This window comes from Telluria aromaticivorans, assembly GCF_013003915.1.
GTDB lineage: Bacteria > Pseudomonadota > Gammaproteobacteria > Burkholderiales > Burkholderiaceae_D > Telluria > Telluria aromaticivorans.
Genome location: NZ_JABAIV010000015.1, coordinates 11,618 through 33,246, shown reverse-complemented (window position 1 = coordinate 33,246; position 21,629 = coordinate 11,618). Strand labels below are relative to the sequence as shown.

Below are 21,629 nucleotides of genomic sequence, written 5' to 3'. Positions count from 1 at the left end.
CTGGCCTGCCTACTCGGTGTGATCCCCATCCCGGCGGGCCGCCAGGAAAGTCCAAACGACGTGGGAGGCTTTTCCCACGACGGCTCGCGCGTGGCGTGTCAAGTGAACAAGTCTCGCCACAAACCGGCCTGGATTGTTATTCTCCAGCGACTTCTTCCTGAGAAACCGTCTTGCCGACATTGCTCGCTTCCTGAGGACGATCCGGATGAAGGTCGGCCAACTGCAAAGCGCATCGAACCGTGTCCGGTAAACGACAATACTGTTCAGAAACCGCTGACGCGCGTGAAAACGCGCTTTTTCCTCACTGCGCCCGCCCATCATCCATATTTCTTTTGCGCCATCTGAAATGGAATACAAGATGGACTGGAGATTGAGCTGGTGGCCGAGCGCATACTGGTTGAAGCGCGGGTCATGCGCAATCACTTGGGCGAAATGCCTGTCCCTGACCTTGAAGCAAAGGTTGGCTGCGCAGATCTCACCGTCGATCGTGATCGTGGTGATATAACCGTGCGTGCGTGCGAGTTTCGCCAGGGTGGCAATGGAGTCGGCCCCAAGGTAGGAAGGCTTATGCTTGAATTTCATCCGCATTTCCGTCAACCGCACGACAGCACTTACGAGATCGATGGTTACTCGATCCTGCGCGAACACCTCAAATCGGTAGCTTGGAAAGTCTGCAACGGTTTTCCTCATGTATTTTTGTATTCCACACCGCGTTTTTGATCCAAGCTGGCGAAGATAGTCATTGCCATTTCCCGAAATTTCGATGACGTTTTCTTCAAGCTGCTGGATCTGTTGATAAAGATACTGGAATGCGGATGAATGGATCGTGCAATTCAAAGCGTAGAACTCGATCCTGCGCACACCCGGATACACAGCAAAAATTTCATTTGCAAAGCACGCAATGTCGTGTTCGCGCAATTCTATTTGCTGGTTGACGACTTTGACTACACCTCTGAAAAGGCGAAACAAAATAAGGAAACGTATGTCATTCCCGTCTGAGGCGACGAAGGTGCTGATACCTTCCATGGACTCATACAAGCGTAGTCTCGCAAGCGAGCAATAGATATTATCGTAAAGCTTTTCCAGATGGACTTCGACGAAGGGCGGAATCTCGTTCTCATAAACCCGCAAGGCATAGGCGTCGGAACGGCCGCTGCGGTTCGGTAGACGCTGGCCGTCCGCCAGGGGCGAATCAAGAAACGGCTCATGTTCACCTATTTTATGTAGGCCCATGTTCTCCGCCAAGGGAGAGACTGGATTGAAGTGCACTCTTTGTTTCATACTGAAAGTCTATTCCGTGTTGGGCAAGGTCGTTTGCGATAGATCAATGTGCTTCGGGACATCTTCGCTGAGCCTCGCCGGTTATTACGAGCCTAGCGGAAGTGTCCAGGGTGAATCTGGCTCGATCCCCTGTTACCTATGCCTCATGCATATACCGCGATTTTCGTCGTCCGTTACCGCTTTTCCACCGCCTGTCACATTTTGCAGACAATGCGGTTCATTAACGATACATTAGCTAAGAGGAAATAATCTCCCTACGTGCGCCCTGCGCGACAAGGAAGAAACCTGCCCATAAACCCTGGAGAAACAAGCCAATGCTATCGATCAAGCAGCTCAACAAGACCTATGCCAATGGCGTCAAGGCCATCAACAACGTCAGTCTCGAGATTCCGAACGGCATGTTCGGCCTGCTCGGGCCGAATGGCGCCGGCAAGTCGTCCTTGATGCGGACCATCGCGACGCTGCAGGATCCCGATAGCGGCAGCATCCATTTCCATGGCCTCGACGTGCTGAAAGAAAAAGAAGCGCTGCGCCGCCAGCTCGGCTACCTGCCGCAGGACTTTGGCGTGTACGCGAAAGTCAGCGCTGAAAAGCTGCTGAACCACTTCGCTGTGCTGAAGGGCATCAGCAGCAAGGGCGAGCGCAAGGAAGCGGTCGAAGCGCTGCTGCACCAGACCAACCTGTGGGAAGCGCGCAAGCGCGGCCTCGGCACTTATTCGGGCGGCATGCGGCAGCGCTTCGGCATCGCCCAGGCGCTGCTCGGCGCGCCGCGCCTCGTGATTGTCGACGAGCCGACCGCCGGCCTCGATCCGGATGAACGCAACCGCTTCCTCAATTTGCTGGCCAAGATCGGCGAGCAGGTGGTCGTGATCCTGTCGACCCACATCGTCGAAGACGTGACCGACCTGTGTCCGCGCATGGCGATGATCGCCAAGGGCACGGTGCTGCTGCAGGGCGAACCCCAGGCCGCGATCGACACGCTGAAAAACCGGGTCTGGCGCCGCACGGTGAGCCAGGACGCCCTGGCGGAATACCAGGAGCGCTTCAACGTGCTGTCGACCCGCCTGGTGGCCGGCCAGCCGCAGATCAACGTGTATGCCGAGTCGCAGCCGGACGACGGTTTCCGCAGTGTCGAGCCGGACCTCGAAGACGTCTACTTCCTCCAGATCCGCAATGCCGGCCGCAGCGCGCCGGCCACGTCGGCAGCAGCAGCGGCGGCGCCAAGCGTGCCTGTCACGGCGTAAGGAGCGGCCATGTTGAGAGAATTCTTCAGCTTCGAGCTGGGTACCCAGCTGCGCCAGCCATTACTGTGGGTGTGCGCGCTGCTGTTCGGCGCGCTCGCTTTCGGCGCCTCCACCACCGATGCGATCCAGGTCGGCGGCAGCATCGGCAACGTCAACCGCAATGCGCCGGTCGTCGTCGCCCAGCTGCTCGGCGTCTTCAGCCTGATGTCGATGTTCGTCGTCACCATCTTCATCGCCGGCACCGTGCTGCGCGACAGCGAAGTCGGCATCTCCGACATGCTGTTCGCCACCCCGATGAAAAAGCGCGACTACCTGGTCGGCCGCTTCGCCGCGGGCCTGGTGGCCTGCCTGGTGATCTTCGCCCTGATCGTCGCCGGCATGATGCTCGGCCCCCTGATGCCCTGGGTCGATACCCAGCGGGTCGGCCCATTCCCGGGCGGCGCCTACCTGTGGGCGCTGGGCGTCATCGTCGTGCCCAACCTGTTCTTTGTCGGCGCCTTGCTGATGCTGCTGGCCTCGACCACGCGCTCGATCATGCTGGTGTATGTCGGCGTGCTGGCTTTCTTCGTGCTGTGGATCGTCGCCGGCAGCTTTACCGCGAACATCGACAACGAATGGGTCGCCGTGCTGGCCGATCCCTTCGGCATCCGTGCGCTGGGCCGCGCCACCCGCTATTTCTCCACCGCCGAAGCGAACGCCGGCCTGCCCGGCATCGCCGGCTACATGCTGGCCAATCGCGTGCTGTGGGCTACCGTGGCCCTCGCGCTGTTCGGGCTGACGCTGGTCCTGTTCAAGCCCCAGCGCGCCGGGACCGGCAAGCGCCTGTTCGGCAAGGCCAAGGCATCGGCGCCCGCCGCGCCGGTGGCGGGGCAAATCGCCCTGCCGCGCATCGAGCCGCGCTTCACCAACGCCACGCGTTGGATCCAGTGCTGGCACATCTTCACCTTCGATGCCGGCGCGGTGTTCAAGAGCGTGCCTTTCCTCGTAATGCTGCTGTTCGGCGTGCTGAACATGGTCGGCGCCGCATCGCAGATGGGCGAGATCTTCGGCACCACCGTGTATCCGATGACCCACCTGATGGTCGAACTGCTGAACGGCAGCTTCAACTTCCTGTTGATTATCATCGTGACCTTCTATGCAGGTGAGCTGATCTTCAAGGAGCGCCAGGTCAAGATCGCCGACGTCAACGACGCCATGCCGGTGCCGAACTGGGCGCCGCTGGTTGCCAAGAGCCTGGCCCTGGTGGGCGTCGTGCTGGCCTTCCTGCTCACCGGTATCGTGGCCGCGATCGCGATCCAGCTGGTCAAGGGCGGCGCGCCAATCGAGCCGCTGGTGTATGCCAAGGGCGTGCTGGTCGCAGGCGTCCCCTACATCCTCATGGGCCTGATCGCCGTGGTGCTGCAGGTGGTCACCAACAACAAATTCATTGGCTACCTGTTGATGATCCTGCTGATGGTATGGCAGGTGGTGGCGGGCGTCATGCACCTCGACCACAACCTGTACAACTTCGGCGGCCTGCCGCGCACCCCGTATTCGGACATGAACGGCTTCGGCCACTTCATCGCGGGCTGGTCGTGGTTTGCACTGTACTGGTCCCTGTTTACCTTGGCGGCGCTGATCGTGGCCCAGGCCTTCTGGGTACGTGGCCTGTCGACCGAATGGCGCAGCCGCGTGCGCGAAGCTGGCCGTCGTTTGACGGGGCCTGCCGGCGCGGCGCTCGCCGTATGCCTGCTGGCCTTCGCCGGCGTGGGCGGCTGGATCTTCCACAACACGAACACCCTGGCGCGCTATGAAGCCGGCGACTCGGCGATGGACAAGCGGGCGCAGTACGAGAAGACCTACCGCAAGTACAAGGACCTGCCGCATGCGAAGATCATCGACGTGCGTGCCGCCGTCGACATCTACCCGGCCGAACGCCGGGTGATGATCAAGGGCAGCTACGTCCTGGAGAACAAGACCAGCCAGCCGCTCGACACCTTGCGCCTGCAACTCAACCCCGACGTCGTGACCACCTTGTCCGGACTGCCTGCGCATAAGGTCGAACTGGACGACAAGGACTCGGGCTTCAGGATCTTCAAGCTGGCCCAGCCCCTGGCGCCGGGGGCGCGCCTGCCGCTCGCCTTCACCGTCGACGTGCGGCGCCCGGGCTTTACAAATGGCGGGACGCCCGACACCATCAACCTGAACGGCACTTTCTTCAACAACCGCTCGTTCTTCCCGCTGGTCGGCTACCAGACGGATTACGAACTGACCGACCGCAACGAGCGCCGCAAGCGCGGCCTGGGCGAACCCGAACGCATGGCCAGGCTCGAGAACAAGGCGGCCCGTGCCGACTCGATGTTCGGCCAGGACGCGGACTGGATCAGTTTCGAGACCGTCGTCTCGACCAGCGGCGACCAGATCGCGCTGGCGCCGGGCTACCTCCAGAAATCGTGGAAGGAAAACGGCCGTAACTATTACCAGTACAAGATGGACCAGAAGATGATGCCGTTCTTCGCGTATCTTTCGGCCGACTGGCAGGTGAAGAAAGGCGAGTGGAAGGGTATCCCGATCGAGATCTACCACGACCGCAAGCATGCCTATAACGTGGACCGGATGATCGCGGGCACGCAGAAGTCGCTCGACTACTTCACGACCCAGTTCACGCCTTACCAGCACAAGCAGGTGCGGATCCTGGAATTCCCGAACTACAGCGCCTTCGCCCAGTCGTTCGCAAACACGATCCCGTTCTCGGAATCGATCGGCTTTATCGCCGACCTGCGCGACAAGGACGACATCGACTATGTATTCTATGTGACGGCCCACGAAATGGCGCACCAGTGGTGGGGCCACCAGGTCACCGCCGCCAATGTGCAGGGCGCGAGCATGCTGATCGAATCGCTGTCGCAGTATTCGGCGCTGATGGTGATGGAAAAGGAATACGGCCGCCACAAGATGCGCCGCTTCCTGCGCTACGAGCTGGATCGCTACCTGCGCTCGCGCGGCGGCGAGGCCATCGAGGAACTGCCGCTGGTGCGCGTGGAAAACCAGGACTACATCCACTACCGCAAGGGCAGCCTGGTGTTCTACCGCCTGCGCGACGAGATCGGCGAAGAGGCCCTGAACCGCGCACTCAAGCGCTTCTTGCAGGACAAGGGCTACCAGGAGTCGCCGTTCACCACCTCCGCCGAGCTGGTCGACTACATCCGCGCCGAGGCGCCTGCCAGCAAACACGCGCTGATCGCCGACTTGTTCGAGAAGATCGTCTTCTACGATAACCGCGTACTCGAGGCGACTGCCAAGAAGCGGGCGGACGGGCAGTGGGATGTGAGCATGAAGCTGCACCTGGCCAAGATGGAAGCGGACGGCAAGGGCAAGGAAACGCTCCGTGCCTATGACGAACCGGTGGAAATCGGCATCTTCGCCCGCGCCAAGGGCGCCAAGGAAGCCGACGAGCGCGTGCTGCTGCTGGAAAAGCGCGTGCTGTCGAGCGACAATCCGGTGCTCACCGTGACGGTCAAAGAGCAGCCGTTCGAAGTCGGGGTCGATCCCTACAACAAGATGATCGACCGGGTGTCGCGCGATAACCGCAAGGAAGTCAGTATCGACTGATGCTTGGCCATGGTGCCACTGCGAGGCTTCGGCCCCGCAGTGGCATGCGTAGCGCATGACTTCCACGCCGGACTTGCGTAACTGATATGGCAGCAGTAGGCTGAAGGGATTGCCAAAAAATAAATCATATGCGCTATCTTCCGGTCGCCCTCGCTGTCCATGTTGCGCTGCTCGCGTGTGCCGATGTGGGCGCAGCCGTCTCAACCCCGGCCGAAAAGGCCGCGCGCCCGGCGGGTGCCAAGTCGGCGTTGCGGCGGGGCGCGCCTCTGCCCGGCTGGGCGCAGCCACTGGCGGACATTCCACGCACCGAACGCAGCGACGCCGTCGTACTGCGTCTTCATGAGACCCAGGCACTGGCGGGCGACCAGCCCGCGGTCCTGGTCAATCGCGCCATCCAGGTCAATGACCGCAGCGCGCTTGCCGCCATCGGCCAGGCTAGCCTGAGCTATTACCCGGACTACCAGTCATTGAGCCTGCACCGGGTTGCCATCCTGAGGGAGGGCAAGGTGCTGGACCGGACCGCCACTGTCGAAGCGCGCGTCCTGCAACGCGAAACGGCCATCGAGCAGGGAGTCTATGGGGGCGCGAGTACGATCCAGCTGCTGCTGGAAGACGTGCGGACAGGCGATACCTTGTGGATGACTTACAGCGTGTCGGGCGCCAATCCTGTATTCGGGAAAAAGTGGTCTGACGAATTTACCTGGGATCAGCTGTCGCCGATCGAGCTGCGCCGCCTGACGGTCTTGTCCCCGACGCATCGCAAGCTGGCGTGGCGCCAGCTCGGCGATTCTCGTACCGAAAAAATCCTTCCGCGAACCAGCACGGTGGGCCCGTACGAAATCCTGACCTTCGAGGGCAAGGGCATCGAAGCGCTCGACGACGAAGCGTCCATCCCGAGCGATTACCTTCCGGCGAGGGCCTTGCAGTTCTCCGAATTCCCCGACTGGGCCTCGGTCGCACTATGGGCGAGCAGCCTGTTTCCGGCGCCGGCCGCCAACCCCGCCGTCAAGGTACAGGCCGAGCAGTTCCGCAAGCATGCCAGGCCGCTGGCACGCGCCGCGGCCGCCCTGCATTGGGTGCAGGACGAGATTCGTTATTTCAGCGTGTCGATCGGAGAGAACTCGCACCGGCCGCAAGCGCCCGGCACGGTGCTCAAGCGCCGCTACGGGGACTGCAAGGATAAAAGCTATCTCCTGATTTCCCTTCTCGGCGAGCTCGGCATAGAGGCAAAGCCGGTGCTGTTGTCTACCCGCGCGCCGCGCCTCCCGGCCAAGGTCGGGCCTTCGCCGGGCTGGTTCGATCACGTCATTGTCGAAATCCTGGTCGACGGCAAGCGCTACTATGTCGACCCGACCCGTAGCGGCCAGCAGGTAGGGCTCGATGCGTTGTCCGCTGCCTTCCCGGGCGCATCGGCACTCGTGGTGGACAGCAGCAGCACCGCATTGACCGTGCTTCCGGAGCCGGACCGGCGCGAGCCGGGTTATGAAGTCGTCGAAACCATTACCATCGCGGACGACAAAGGCGACGCCATCATGGAGACGCGCGAGCTGTTCCGCGCAGAGCTGGCGGAAATCTGGCGCCAGCGCCTGGGCGCACTGTCTCCCCTCGAGCTGAAGAAGGCCGCCGTCAAGGATTACGAGAAGCGCTATCCCGGCATCTTGTCCCTCGATGCCCCGGTCGTCGTCGATAGCAAGCAGGCCAACCAGGTGGAATTACGGGCACGCTATCGCCTGCCCAAGGCGGTCAAGCTGGCCGATGGCGCCTTGTCGATCGACTATCGGGTAGGGATGCTGGACGGCGTCATGGGCCTGCCCGACAAGCTGCAGCGCAGCTATCCGCTCGACATGCCCGCAGCGAAATTCCATGGCCGTTACCGCTTGAATATCCAGTGGCCTGACGACGTCCGCGCAAGCGAATCGCCGTGGTCGCGCAACATCGAGAACCGCTTTTTCCATGCGCACGAAACCTATGTGTTCCGGGGTAACCAGTTGCAGCACATGGTCGACTATCGCACCAGGGCGCAGACCGTCCCGGCATCCGAGGTAGCGGAACTGCACGCGGAGGCCAAACAGCTTGATGACCTGGGCCATGGCCGGTTTACCTCGCTGCCGCAACAGAAGGTCGACAAGCTGGCAGCCAACTTCAGTGCGCGCGACCTCGACCTGCTGCGCATGGCCGCGGCGGCCGACGGGCTTGCGCAGTCGATGGGAAACCAGAACGACGGTGCCGTGGCGCGCGACAAGGCCTGCCTGTTGCTGCAACTCGCCCGCGCAGGGGATGGGATACTCGAGCCGGCCAACAAGAAAGTGCTGCTCCAGGCCGGGCGCATCATCAAGGGCGATGCGAAGGACAGGAGCGCTCGCGCCTGCCGCGCACGCATGGCGTTCGAGAGCGGCGACTTTGCCGCCAGCGCCCGCTTGTACCACGAGCTCGGTGGCGACCTGGCCGGCAAGGAGACGGACGCACTGCGCAATATGGCGTGGGCGCAGGTCTTGCAGGGCCAGCCCGAGCTGGCACTGGCAACCATGCAGCAGTACGAAGATGCGCAGGCCAAGGCAGCTACCCGCCCTGGCGCCGAACTCGAACTGATCGACAGGATCGCGCTGTTGCAGCGGGCTGGTCGTCCGCTCCCGCCCGAGCTGGTGCAGCGTGCCCGACATGTACCGGACGGCCCGTGGCCGCGCCCGCTACTCGCCATGCAGGCAGGACTGATCAGCCAGGAGGCGCTGCTTGCACAGGTCGACGCGATGCCCGAGCATGCACGCGCCTACGCCTTGACCGAAGCGCTGTTTTACGTGGGACAGTTGCGGCTGGCATCGAAGGACACTGACGGTGCGGCGGCTGCATTGCGCAGGCTGGAAGAAACCGGCATCCGTAGCTCCCATTTGTATCTGCAGGGCGTCGCGGAGCTGCGTCTGCTGACCAACTCGAAAGCTGGTGTCGCTGCCGCCGCCCAGGCGGTCTCTGCCGACCCGGCCCAGGCCGCGCACCGGTACCGCCAAGCGGCCGCCAACGGCGATACCCAGGCCAGCCTGGCGCTTTCCGAACTTTATCGCGTGGGACAGGGCGTTCCCAAGGATGAGGCAAAGTCGGTCGCGCTGTTGCGCAGCAGTGCCGAGCTGGGAAATCCGGTAGCCATGAGCCTGGTAGGCTGGCGTTATTTCTACGGCAATGGCTACCCGCAAGACGGCGCCTACGCAGCCCTGTGGTTCCAGCGTGCGGCGATGCGCGGCAACATCGACGCGACCTACGGGCTCGGGCGAGCGCTCGCAAGCGGACAAGGCGTGCCGCACGACCTCAAGACGGCGGCAGTTCTGTACCGGGCGGCGGCGAGCGAGGGCCACGCCGGCGCCCAGCTCGACCTGGGCTATGCCTACGAAATGGGAAATGGCGTCGCCAAGGATGTGCGCGAAGCGGCCGCCTGGTACCGTAAGTCGGCTGAACAAGGCAATGCGATTGCACAGACCAACCTCGGCCAGTTTTATGCAGACGGCACAGCCGTTTCCAAAGATGAAAAAGCCGCGCTATCCTTGTTTCGGAAAGCCGCTGAACAGGGCTTTACGAAGGCAATGACGAAGTATGGCTACCTTCTCGAGTACCCCACGGCCAGCAAACCGGATTCCGCACAGGCGCACGCGTGGTACCTGAAGGCTGCGGAACAGGATGATCCCATCGCACAATACAATCTTGCCCAGCAATTCAAGCAAGGCAGGGGCGTGCCAGCGGATCCGGCCAAGGCGGCCGAATGGTATGCGAGAGCGGCGAAGAACGGCGACCTCGATGCAATGAGCCTTCTCGCCGAGGCATTCCAGAAAGGCGAGGGCGTCGCCAAGGACCTGGCCGAGGCCGTGCGCTGGTACACGGCCGCAGCCGAAGGCGGCAACGCGCTGGGCGCACTGCGGCTAGGCATCATGTCGTTCAACGGGAGCGGCCTGCCACGCGATTACGCGCTGGCCGCCAAGCGTTTCGAGCAGGCGGTCGCGGCAGGCGAAGAGACTGGATATTTCTGGCTTGGCCTGCTGCATGAACGCGGCCTGGGCCGGCCAAAGGACGAGACCCGGGCGCACGCCCTGTATGTCCGGTCGGAGTCGGTATGGGAGTCCAACATCCGGCGTGCCGTGCTGAGCGCACAAGGCAAGGGCGGGCCGCGCGACGCCGGCTATTTCGAGCAGACGCTGGAGAGCTGGGGGCGCGCCAGCGAGTTTGAATGGCTGGAAAAGCTGGCGCGAGCCTTCGATGCAGTGCTGGACGGCGAGCGCGCGCAGCAGGTGTATGAACGCATGCTCCGGGTAGCGGAAAAGGAAGAGCGGACAGAGCTTGCGCGGGTGCTGCTCGGTGAGCTCGCGGACAACTATGCCCGGTACGAAAAGTACCTGAAAGCGGAACCACACTACCTGCGCCTGCTGGCCCTGAAAGAAAAAGAGTTCGGCGTGCGGCACGAAGAAGTCGGCGACACGCTGGAAAGCCTGGCATCGGTCTATGCGGCGACCGCACGCCTTGCGCTGGCCGAGTCCACCGGCCAGCGTGCTCTCGAGATCCGCTTGGCGACGCTGGGGCCGGCCAGCGCCCGCACCCGCGCCAACCTGCGCAAGCTCGCGGCCGTAGCCGGCGCACGCGGCAATCTTCAACAGGCACGCACGTATCTGACCCAGGCGCAGGCATCCGCCGAAAAACAGCTCGGTACCGCACACGCCGATTTTCCGGAAGAACTGACCTGGATTGCGCAAAAGTACTATGAACTAGGGCAATACGACGATTCGGAGATGCTCCAGCGGCGCGCACTGGCGATCGCCGAAGCCAGGACCGATCCCGGCACCGCGCTGGAGTCGCCTCTGAACGGCCTGGCCTGGACGCTTGGGGCGCGCGGTGCCCATTCCGAAGCTGAACGCTTGTTCCGGCGTGCGGTCGAGCTGCGCGAGAAACGCTACGGCAAGGAACATCACCTGTATGCCGCCGCGCTCGCTGGCCTGGGGCTGCAGTTGTCGAAGCTTGATCGTCATGGCGAAGCGGAGCAAGCCTTGCAGCAGGCTTTGGCCTTGCGAGAAGTCTTCCTGGGCAAGTTCGATGGCGAGGTTGCGCTCGCCCTCAACCAGTCCGGCACGGGGTGGGCAAGGCAGGGCAAGCTTGCCGAGGCCGAGGCCGCGTTCAAGAAATCCCTGGCCTTGCGCGAGCGTGTTTACACCCCCGTGCATGCCGAGATTGCGGAATCGTTGCATGAGCTTGGAGCGCTCTACCTTGGCCGGCAACAGTTCGACAAGGCCGAGCCCCTGCTGCGGCGCGCCCTGGCGATTCGCCAGCAGTTGATGCCCCTGCACCCGTCGACGCGCTCGAGCGAGTTGCTGGTCGACGAACTGACTCGCAAGACCCAGCGGCTATGAGCGCCGGGAATCCCGTTGACCAGGCCGCGGCGGCATGCCAGCAGCGAGCCGGAACAATCGAGATTGCCGCCCCTTACATGCCCCGATTTTTTGCAGCTGCTGTTCGCACATCCTGGCGCGCCGTGACCGCAGTGCTGCTCGTTGCCACCTTGCTGCCCGCGCTGGCGGCGGAGAGCAATCTCCAGCAAAGCCCGCGTACGACGGTGTCGCTGGTCAGCGACCACGCGGCGGTCAGCCCGGGGCAGACCCTGCGGATCGGCCTGCGCCAGCGCCTGGCGCCGCACTGGCACACCTACTGGAAAAATCCCGGCGATGCGGGCTCGCCCCCGAATATCGCATTCACGCTGCCGCAAGGCGCGACGGTCGGCGCGATCGACTGGCCGGGCCCGGATCGCTTCATCATCGGCCCGGTTGCCAGCTATGGCTACGAGAACGAGATCGTCTTCCCGATGCGTTTGACCGTCCCGCAGGATGCCCGGCCCGGCAGCCAACTGGTCATCGAGTCCAGCGGCGACTGGGTGGTCTGCGAAAAGGAATGCATCCCGGAAGAAGGCAAGTTCCGCTTGAGCTTGCCGGTGGAGGCGAGCCCACGCCCGGCAGCTGCGGAGATCCGCGCCGCCTTCAGCATTGCCGATGCCCGCCGGCCGCAAGCGGCGCCCTGGAAGGCCTCGCTGGCCGCCGGCGGATCGGGCTTGCAGCTGCTGGTGAAGGGCGAGGGCATTACTTCGCAATCCGTGCGGTCGGCCCTGTTCTTCCCGGAGCGCTGGGGCTTGATCGACCACGTTGCCCCACAGTCCCTGGAGGTGGGGCAGGGTGAACTGAGCATGAAGCTCCAGAAAGCGCAGGGCTATGCGCCGGGACCGGCCAAAGGCCTGCTGGCGATCACCGACGGCGGCGGACGGAAACGCTGGTTCGCGCTGGAGCTGGCGCCTGCGACGGCCAGTGCGGGCGAGCTTGCCGCGGCCGATGCCAAACCCGCCAGCCTGCCGCTATGGCAGATGGCGGTGTTCGCTTTCATCGGCGGCTTGATCCTCAACCTGATGCCCTGCGTCTTCCCTGTGCTGGCGATCAAGGCCACGGCTTTCGCCGGGATGTCGGGCAGCGACCGGCGCGAGGTGCGCCTGTCGGCCGTGTTCTACACCCTGGGCGTGCTGGCCGCCTTCATGGCGCTGGCGATCGGCTTGCTGGCCGTGCGTGCCGGCGGCGGCGCAGTAGGCTGGGGCTTCCAGTTCCAGTCGCCGCTGTTCGTCGCAAGCATGTGCTGGCTGATGCTGGCGATCGGCCTGAACCTGTCCGGCGTGTTCGAGGTGGGCAGTTCACTCGCCGGCACGGGCCAGCAGCTTGCAGAGCGCAAGGGCCATGCCGGCAGCTTCTTCACGGGCTTGCTGGCCGTGGTCGTGGCCACGCCCTGCACCGCGCCCTTCATGGGCGCGGCGATCGGTTCGGCGCTGGTGGCGCCGGCCTATGTCAGCCTGGTCGTGTTTGCGATGATGGGCCTCGGCCTGGCCCTGCCTTTCCTGTTGCTGGGCCTGTTCCCGGCCGTCGCGCGCCGCCTGCCGCGGCCCGGCATGTGGATGGTGACGCTGCGCCAGGCCATGGCCTTCCCGATGTATGCGACGGCGGCCTGGCTGCTGTGGGTGCTGGCCCAGCAGGCGGGCGAGGCAGGCCTGCGCACGGCGCTGGCCGGTGCGGTGCTGGTCGGCCTGGTCGGATGGCTGGTGGGCCTGGGCCAGCAGGGCGTGAAGAAGCCGTGGTGGCCGCGCGGTTTTGCGGTGCTTGGCATGGCCGGGCTGTTCGGCCTGATGGCGGTGCTGCATACCACCGAGCCGGTGGCGCCGTCCAGCCAGCAGGCGACCAATGCCGAGCCGTACAGCGCCGAGCGGCTCGCGAGCCTGCGGGCCGCGGGCAAGCCGGTCTTCGTCAACATGACTGCCGCCTGGTGCATCACCTGCCTGGTCAACGAACGCACGACCCTGTCGACCGCCGCCGTGCAGCAGGCCATGCAAGCCCAGGAGGTGGTCTACATGAAGGGAGACTGGACCAATCGCGACCCGGCCATCACGGCGTTCCTGCAATCCTTCCAGCGGGATGGACTGCCGTTCTATGCGTTTTATCCGCCCGGGAAGGAGGCGGTGGTGCTGCCGCCGGTGCTGACCCAGGCTATCGTCACCGAAGCAATCGAACAATGATTCGATGTTGTTGGCAGTTTTGCCGGTCACTTGACCTATTTTTTGAAAGAGGAATCTCATGAACAGTTTTCCACGTCGCGCCATGCTTCGCACTACTGTCCTGACGGCTGCCCTGGTCGGCGCCGGCTCCCTGTTGTCCACTGCGCCGGCCATGGCCGCACCCGCTGTCGGGCAGGCAGCGCCCGCCTTTGTCGCGGTCGACAGCAAGGGCAAGCAACACAAGCTCGAAGATTTCAAGGGCAAGATCGTGGTCCTGGAATGGACCAACCACGAATGCCCTTACGTGAAGAAACACTACGGCGCGTCGAACATGCAGAAGCTGCAGCAGCAGGCCAAGGACGCAGGCATCGTGTGGCTGAGCGTGATCTCGTCGGCGCCGGGCGAGCAGGGGCATGTCGCGGGGCCCAGGGCCGATGAACTGAGCGCCAGCCGCCAGGCGGCGCCGGCTGCCGTGCTGCTGGACCCGCAAGGCACGATCGGCAAGGCCTATGACGCCCGCACCACGCCGCACATGTATGTGATCGACGCCAAGGGGATCCTGCGCTATGCGGGCGGTATCGACAGCATCGCATCGACCAAGGTGGCCGATCTCGAGAAGGCCGATCCGGTCTTCAAGACCGCGATGGAATCGGTGGTGAAGGGCGTGGAGGTCAAGCAGGCCGTCACGCGCCCTTATGGCTGCGCGGTCAAGTACAAGTCCTGAGCCGCTGCTACTCGGCCTGCTCCATGAAGAAGCGGAGCATCTCGCGGCTCGCGTCGGGCCCGCGGCTGTCGGTGTAGCTACCGCGCTCCTGGCCGCCGGACCAGGCGTGGCCGGCGCCGTGGATGGTCCAGTGTTCGGCGATCACGTCGCCCGCTTCGCCGCGATGGGTGTGGCGGGTAAATTCCCGCCCGCTCGTCGCCCCCAGTTGTTCGGACATGGCCGTTTCCCTGGATTCCCCGGGAACCTGCCCGGCGTAGCAGGCGATCGCCTGGCGCACCACGTCGCCGCTGTTCTTCTGGTGGACCGTATGGTCGACGTCGCCGTGAAACACGATGGTCGGGGTCGGACAAAGGGACGCCGGCTGTTCCAGTAAATCGACGTCGACGCCCTCGCGCATCGCGATAAAGGCGGTGGAGCTGTCCATCGCGCTGCCATGCGCCAGGCCCGAGTGGGAGCCGACCGCCTTGAAGACGTCCGGATAGGTCCGGCCGAGGATGACCGCCATGGCGCCGCCGGCCGACAAGCCTCCGACCGACACCCGGGCGCGGTCGATGGCATGGCTGTCGAACAGCTGTTGTGTGAGTCCCGCAATCAGCGCGGGTTCGCCTTCGTCGCGTGCGTGATGCGCCTCCTCGTACCAGTTCCAGCAGCGGTTCCAGTTCGCCTGCACCGACTGCTCGGGATACAGCACCAGGCATCCGGCCTGTTCGGCCAGTTCGTTCATGCCCGTGCCGAGCGCGAAATCGGTGGCGTCCTGGCCGCAGCCGTGCAGCATGACGACCAAGGGGACGGGTTCGCCGCAATAATTGCTGGGGATGTACAGCTTGTAGCGCATGGACTGGGCGCCACTGTCGTAGCTGCCGGCGATAAATTCGCCTTGCGGTGCAGAAGGGATAGTGGAGGGAGCCGTCGCGTCATGCGCGGCTGTCCAGGGATTCCAGCCGAAGAACGGCCAGCTCAGTGCTGTATTCATCATGTTGACCTCGTAGTGAAGTCTCCGGTATTTTTTCCCTATTCTAAGTAAATGCTGCGTTGCAGCATGTAGGGCGGGCGCGTGGCCAGGCGTAGGATCATTGCCCGAGAACGCCAAGGAATGCGGCGCTGCACGAACGACAAGAAGTCGCCTGCGCCGTCTTAAGAGAAGCCCGCTGCGGCTGGATCGGCAGCGGTCGGGTTGCCGCTAGCTGGCGATACCGTACTTGCGCTTGGCCAGCTGGAATTCCTCCACCAGCGCCGCCAGCCGCGGGTGGTTCGCATCCATCGCGCGCAGCCGCTCGACCTGTTCGGCGGCCACTTCGCCGAGGGCGTGGTCCCATCCCAGCTCATTAACCTGGCGCAGGATGCCGCCGGCCACGGCCACCATCACCTGCTGGTTTCCCGGCGCCATATGCAGGGCTTCGAGCAGGGTCTGCACCGCGCCGCGCACGTCGCCCATGTTGCGCTTTTCGCCGGCCACGCCCAGCAGGATCTGGGCCTGTGCGCGCAGTTGCTGGCCCATGCCGTCGGCCAGGTCCGAACGGCCGGCGCGCACGAACACGCCCATTGCCTGGTCCACCGTCACCGGGCTGGAAGCATCGGCCATCACGGTCATCATCACGCTCGATGCCTGCTCGTCCATCTGGTGTTCGAGGCAGGCCTGGGCCAGGCCGATCTTCAGGTTCGAGGATAGCCCGCTGCTGGCGCGCGTGGCGCTCACGGCCATCTGCAGTTCGGCCACGGCGGCGCTGACATTGCCCATCTTTTCGTGGAGCAGGGCGCTCGAATAGGCCTTGCAGGCGTCGGCATTCGAGCTGCCGCGCAGCGAGCGTTCCAGGTCGCGGATCACGCCGCTGGCGCCCTGCACGTCGCCACGCGTGACCAGGGCCTTGACCAGGTTAACGTGGTCTTCCGGGTTGCGGAAATCGGAATAGCGCGCTTTCGAGACGACTTGCTTGAAGGATTTCTCGGCCGCTTCGGCGTCGCCGTTCTCGAGCGCGACTTCGCCGAGCTTGCGCAGGCGGCGCACCATGTGCGGCGAGATCGACACCGCTTCTTCCAGGATCTTCTGCGCTTCGCTGCTGGCGCCCAGCTGCTCGTGGCAGCGAGCCAGCAGGTCGTAGGCGCCCATCAGGCGCGGATTACCCTGCACCAGCAGTTCGAGCGTCTCACGCGCCTCGTCGAACTGGCCTTGCGCGACCATGGTGCGCGCCAGGCCCAGTCCGGCCCAGCCCAGCGGGCGTTCGGCCAGCACGTCGCGGTACAGCGCACCTGCCTCGGCATGTTCGCCCACCGAGACGTGCAGCTCGGCTTTCAGGCGCAGGAAGTCGAGCGCGTAGCGCGGGTTGGCGAGGGTGGCGGTGCCGCAGGCGCGGATCGCCTCGACCGGCTTGCCTTGCGCCGCCAGCTGCCAGACCGGGAGCAGGGCGGTGCGGCGTTCCAGCGCGCGCTTGATGCGACCGCTGAGCATGTCCACGGTGAACGGTTTCAGCACGTAGTCGGTCGGGGTCAGCTCGGCCGCGCTGACGACCTTGCCGTACACGCCTTCGGAGGTGAGCATGATGAAGATGGTCGATGCCGTGATCAGGCGGTGGTGGCGCAGGTCTTCCAGCAACTGCTGGCCATCCTGCCCGTCGCCGCCCGGGCCGCCGAGGTCGTATTCGCAGAGGATCACGTCATAGCTGCGCTTGCCCAGCTGCTTGATCGCAGTAGAGGCATTGACCGCGGTCTCGACCTTGCCGATGCCGGCCTGGTTGAGCATGTTCTGCAGGCTGGCGCGCATGCCCGGGTTCGGGTCGACCACCAGCACCGTCAGGTTGGCATTCTCTTGCATTTGCTCTCGTTCCCCGTGTGGCTGCGCGCTCGCAGTTGCTTTGCGCGGCGCAGCTTTCGTAATTATGTAGCCGTTACAATACCGATAAGTGCTTCGAGGATCAAGAAATGTCGGTTCTGCAAGGTCGCAACTGCCAGGAATGCAACGCTGCATTGCAACACTGTATAATGGCGGGCTATCTTCCACCCAAGCAGCGACGCTGCATCAACCGACTTCTCAGCCATGTTGATTCTGCCGGGTTCCAATGCCCTGTCCGCCTTCCGTAGCCAACGCCTCCTGTCGCAACTCCAAGCTGTCGCCCCGTCGATTGCCGCAGTCCAGGCTCGCTTCTTCCACTTCATCGACGCCAGCGCACCGCTGACCACCGCCGATACCGAACGCCTCACCGCCATGCTGACCTATGGCGAGCCGGCGGCCCAGACACTTTACGAAGGCGTGACCGAGGAATTCTTCGTGATCCCGCGCCTGGGCACGATTTCGCCGTGGGCCTCGAAGGCCACCGACATCGCCCACAACTGCGGCATGGCGCAGGTGCACCGCATCGAGCGCGGCGTCGGCTACACCGTGGTGCTCAAGAGCGGCATCCTCGGCACCGGCTTCGGCGCGCCGAAGAAGCTGGCGGACGAGGAACTCGCGGCTGTCGCGGCGCTGCTGCACGACCGCATGACCGAGACCGTGCTGCGCAATGCCGACGGGGCTTCGCGCCTGTTCGACGAGCTCGAAGGCAAGCCGCTGGAGACCGTGGACGTGCTGGGCGAGGGCGTTGACGCCCTGCTGCGCGCGAACACCGAGCTGGGGCTGGCGATGTCGATCGACGAGATCGACTACCTGAACGAGGCCTTCACCAAGGCGGCGCGCAATCCGACCGACGTCGAGCTGATGATGTTCGCGCAGGCGAATAGCGAGCACTGCCGCCACAAGATCTTCAATGCCGACTGGATCATCGACGGCGTCAAGCAAGACCGGTCGCTGTTCGGCATGATCAAGAACACCCACCAGCTCAACCCGCGCGGCACCGTGGTCGCGTACAGCGACAACTCGTCGATCATCGAGGGCGCCAGCGTGACCCGCTTCTTCCCGCGTGGTGCTGGCCAGGAATACGCGCCGGCGACCGACCTGACCCACATCCTGATGAAGGTCGAGACCCACAACCACCCGACCGCGATCTCCCCGTTCCCGGGCGCCTCGACCGGCGCCGGCGGCGAGATCCGCGACGAAGGTGCAACCGGCCGCGGCGCCAAGCCGAAGGCCGGCCTGACCGGTTTTACGGTGTCGAACCTCTATCTGCCGGACGCCCAGCGCCCGTGGGAAAACGCCTCCGACGTGACCGGCGCCGAAGCCGGCCGTGTCGATGCGGTCTACGGCAAGCCGGAACGGATCGCCTCGGCGCTGCAGATCATGACGGACGGCCCGCTGGGCGGCGCCGCCTTCAGCAACGAATTCGGACGCCCGGTCCTGGGCGGTTATTTCCGGACCTACGAGCAGAACGTCGGCGCAGCAGGCAGCGTGTACGGCTACCACAAGCCGATCATGATCGCGGGCGGCATCGGCAGCATCTCGGCTTCGCACACCCACAAGGACGAGATCCCGGTCGGCAGCCTGCTGGTGCAGCTGGGCGGCCCGGGCATGCGCATCGGAATGGGCGGCTCGGCCGCATCGTCGATGGCGACCGGCACCAACACCGCCGACCTCGATTTCGATTCGGTCCAGCGCGGCAACCCGGAGATGGAACGCCGGGCCCAGGAAGTCATCAACGGCTGCTGGCAGATGGGCGATGACAACCCGATCATCTCGATCCACGACGTCGGCGCCGGCGGCCTGTCCAACGCCTTCCCGGAAATCGTCAACGACGCCAAGCGCGGCGCATTGTTCGACCTGCGCAAGGTACCGCTCGAAGAGAGTGGCATGGCACCGAAGGAAATTTGGTCAAACGAGTCTCAAGAGAGATATGTTTTGGCTATCGCGCCATCTGACCTTGATAAATTTGCATCGCTGTGCGAGCGTGAGCGCTGCCCTTACGCTGTGGTCGGCACCGCCACCGAAGAACGCCAACTGCGCGTGATCGACCAGGAGTCAAGCGGCGCGTCGCCGGTCGACATGCCGATGGACGTCTTGCTGGGCAAGCCGCCGAAGATGCTGCGCGAAGTGGAACACGTCAGTTACAGCTTCCCGGCGGTCGACCTGACCGGCATCGAACTGATCGAGGCCGCGCGCCGCGTGCTGCTGTTGCCTACCGTCGCCGACAAATCCTTCCTGATCACGATCGGCGACCGCAGCGTCGGCGCCTTGACTGTGCGCGACCAGATGGTCGGCCCGTGGCAGGTGCCGGTCGCCGACTGCGCCGTCACCGCGATGTCCTTCGAGGGCTTCGTGGGCGAGGCGATGGCGATGGGCGAGCGCACCCCGCTGGCCGTGATCAATGCCGCCGCCTCGGGTCGCATGGCCGTGGGCGAGGCGATCACCAACATCGCCGCCGCCGCTATCAACGACATCTCGGACATCAAGCTGTCGGCCAACTGGATGGCGGCCTGCGGCCAGCCGGGCCAAGACGCGGCCCTGTTCGACACCGTGAAAGCGGTCGGCATGGAACTGTGCCCGGCACTGGGCGTCTCCATCCCGGTCGGCAAGGATTCGCTGTCGATGCGCACGACCTGGAACGACGATGGCGCCGGCAAGGCCGTCATTTCTCCGGTGTCGCTGATCGTGTCTTCGTTCGCGCCAGTCGCCGACGTGCGCCGTTCGCTGACCCCGCAACTGCGCACGGACCTCGGCGAGACCGCCCTGATCCTGGTCGACCTTGGCCGCGGCAAGAACCGCATGGGCGCCTCCGCGCTCGCGCAGGTGACGCAGCAGCTGGGCGACAGCGTGCCGGACCTCGACGCGCCGCAAGACCTGAAAGCCTTCTTCGTCGCGATCCAGCAGCTCAACCGCGACGGCAAGCTGCTGGCCTACCACGATCGCTCGGACGGCGGCCTGTTTACCACCCTGGTCGAAATGGCCTTCGCCGGCCGCGCCGGCGTCTCGGTCAACCTCGACATCCTGGCGATGGAAGAGGGCCATGGCGCCGATTGGGGCGATGCCAAGAACTGGGCCGGCCAGGTGGCCGAGCGCCGCAACGAACTGACCCTGCGCGCGCTGTTCAACGAAGAGCTGGGCGCCGTGGTCCAGGTGCGCGCGGAAGACAAGCAGGCCGTGATGGCCGTGCTGCGCGAGCAGGGCCTGGGCGCCTGCAGCCATATCATCGGCAAGCTGAACGACCGCGGCGTGGTCGAGTTCACGCGCGACGCCAAGGTGATCTACCACCAGAAGCGCGCCGACCTGCACCGACTGTGGAGCGACACCAGCTGGCGCATCGCGCGCCTGCGCGACAACCCGGACTGCGCCGACCAGGAATTCGACCGCCTGCTCGACGAAACCGACCCGGGCATCTCACCGAAGCTGACCTTCGATTTGACAGAGAACGTCGCTGCCCCGTTCATTGCAACCGGCGTGCGTCCGCGCGTAGCGATCCTGCGTGAACAGGGTGTCAACTCGCACATCGAAACCGCCTGGGCGATGCACCAGGCCGGCTTTGCCGCGATCGACGTGCACATGAGCGACCTGATTGCCGGCCGCGCCAAACTCGACGACTTCCAGGGCGTGATCGCCGTGGGCGGCTTCTCGTATGGCGACGTGCTGGGCGCGGGAGAAGGCTGGGCCAAGACCATCCTGTTCAACCCGCAGCTGGCCGACGCCTTTGCCGGCTTCTTCGCGCGCCAGGACACGTTTGGTCTCGGCGTGTGCAACGGCTGCCAGATGCTGAGCAACCTGAAGTCGATCATCCCGGGCGCGCACGCCTGGCCGAAGTTCACCCGCAACAAATCGGAACAGTTCGAAGCACGCTTCGGCATGGTCGAAGTGCTGGATTCGCCGTCGATCTTCTTTGACGGCATGGCCGGCACCCAGGCGCCGATCGCGATCGCGCACGGCGAAGGCTTCGCCGACTTCTCGCTGACCGGCGACGTAAACGCCGCGATCAAGTCGCTGCGCTATGTCGACAACCGCGGGCAGGCCACCGAAATCTACCCGTTCAATCCGAACGGCTCGCCGGGCGGCCTGACTGCCGTGACCACCGAAGACGGCCGCTTCACCGCGATGATGCCGCACGCCGAACGCGTGTTCCGCACCGTTGTGCATTCGTGGGCGCCGGACGCTTGGCCGGATGAATCGCCGTGGATGCGCATGTTCCGCAATGCGCGGAAGTGGGTGGGTTGATCACGTAAGCAAAAGCGCCTCTTTCGAGGCGCTTTTTTTTGATCCGCCGAGACCCGTAGGGTGGGCAAGTTCCTTGCCCAAGCGGTCCACCGCCGGCACGACCGCGGCGTCATTCCATCTACCTGTCACCGCGTGGGCAGAATCTGCCCCCCCTACGAGCCGCGTCGATGCCGGCGTTGC

Annotated in this window: 9 protein-coding genes; 6 read left to right on the top strand and 3 right to left on the bottom strand. The window is 64.3% G+C overall.

The window, feature by feature from the left end; translation table 11 throughout:
• Positions 1-9: 9 nt before the first annotated feature.
• Positions 10-1,269, bottom strand: coding sequence for a GNAT family N-acetyltransferase (locus tag HGB41_RS23680; RefSeq protein WP_171088593.1), 1,260 nt, complete (start codon positions 1,267-1,269; stop codon positions 10-12).
• A 326-nt stretch (positions 1,270-1,595) separates the two neighbouring features.
• Here HGB41_RS23680 and HGB41_RS22745 point away from each other — a divergent pair, with 326 nt between their 5' ends.
• From HGB41_RS22745 to HGB41_RS22725, 5 genes are all read left to right on the top strand, one after another.
• The gene (locus HGB41_RS22745) at positions 1,596-2,525 is read left to right on the top strand and encodes an ABC transporter ATP-binding protein (RefSeq protein ID WP_171088592.1); all 930 of its coding nucleotides are present in this window, start codon (positions 1,596-1,598) and stop codon (positions 2,523-2,525) included.
• Positions 2,526-2,534: 9 nt separating this feature from the next.
• Positions 2,535-6,116 carry a M1 family aminopeptidase gene (locus tag HGB41_RS22740; RefSeq protein ID WP_171088591.1) on the top strand — a complete coding sequence of 1,194 codons (3,582 nt, stop codon included), beginning with the start codon at positions 2,535-2,537 and terminating at the stop codon, positions 6,114-6,116.
• Positions 6,117-6,244: 128 nt separating this feature from the next.
• A complete protein-coding gene (locus tag HGB41_RS22735) occupies positions 6,245-11,494 on the top strand; it encodes a tetratricopeptide repeat protein (protein WP_171088590.1) in 5,250 nt (1,749 codons plus the stop codon).
• Between the two features lie 122 nt (positions 11,495-11,616).
• Positions 11,617-13,683 carry a protein-disulfide reductase DsbD family protein gene (locus HGB41_RS22730; RefSeq protein ID WP_371868575.1) on the top strand — a complete coding sequence of 689 codons (2,067 nt, stop codon included), beginning with the start codon at positions 11,617-11,619 and terminating at the stop codon, positions 13,681-13,683.
• Between the two features lie 58 nt (positions 13,684-13,741).
• Positions 13,742-14,386, top strand: a complete 645-nt coding sequence (locus HGB41_RS22725; protein ID WP_171088588.1) for a redoxin domain-containing protein — start codon at positions 13,742-13,744, stop codon at positions 14,384-14,386.
• Between the two features lie 7 nt (positions 14,387-14,393).
• Here the strand turns inward: HGB41_RS22725 and HGB41_RS22720 are convergent, their stop codons facing one another.
• Complete coding sequence (locus HGB41_RS22720; protein ID WP_171088587.1) at positions 14,394-15,362, bottom strand: extracellular catalytic domain type 1 short-chain-length polyhydroxyalkanoate depolymerase; 969 nt, start codon at positions 15,360-15,362, stop codon at positions 14,394-14,396.
• Positions 15,363-15,566: 204 nt separating this feature from the next.
• Entirely contained in the window at positions 15,567-17,195 is a 1,629-nt protein-coding gene (locus tag HGB41_RS22715) for a tetratricopeptide repeat protein (protein ID WP_171088586.1), read from the bottom strand.
• Between the two features lie 222 nt (positions 17,196-17,417).
• On the opposite strand from HGB41_RS22715, the gene purL reads away from it, so the two are divergent.
• Entirely contained in the window at positions 17,418-21,449 is a 4,032-nt protein-coding gene (gene purL, locus HGB41_RS22710; RefSeq protein WP_171088585.1) for a phosphoribosylformylglycinamidine synthase, read from the top strand.
• Positions 21,450-21,629: the final 180 nt, after the last annotated feature.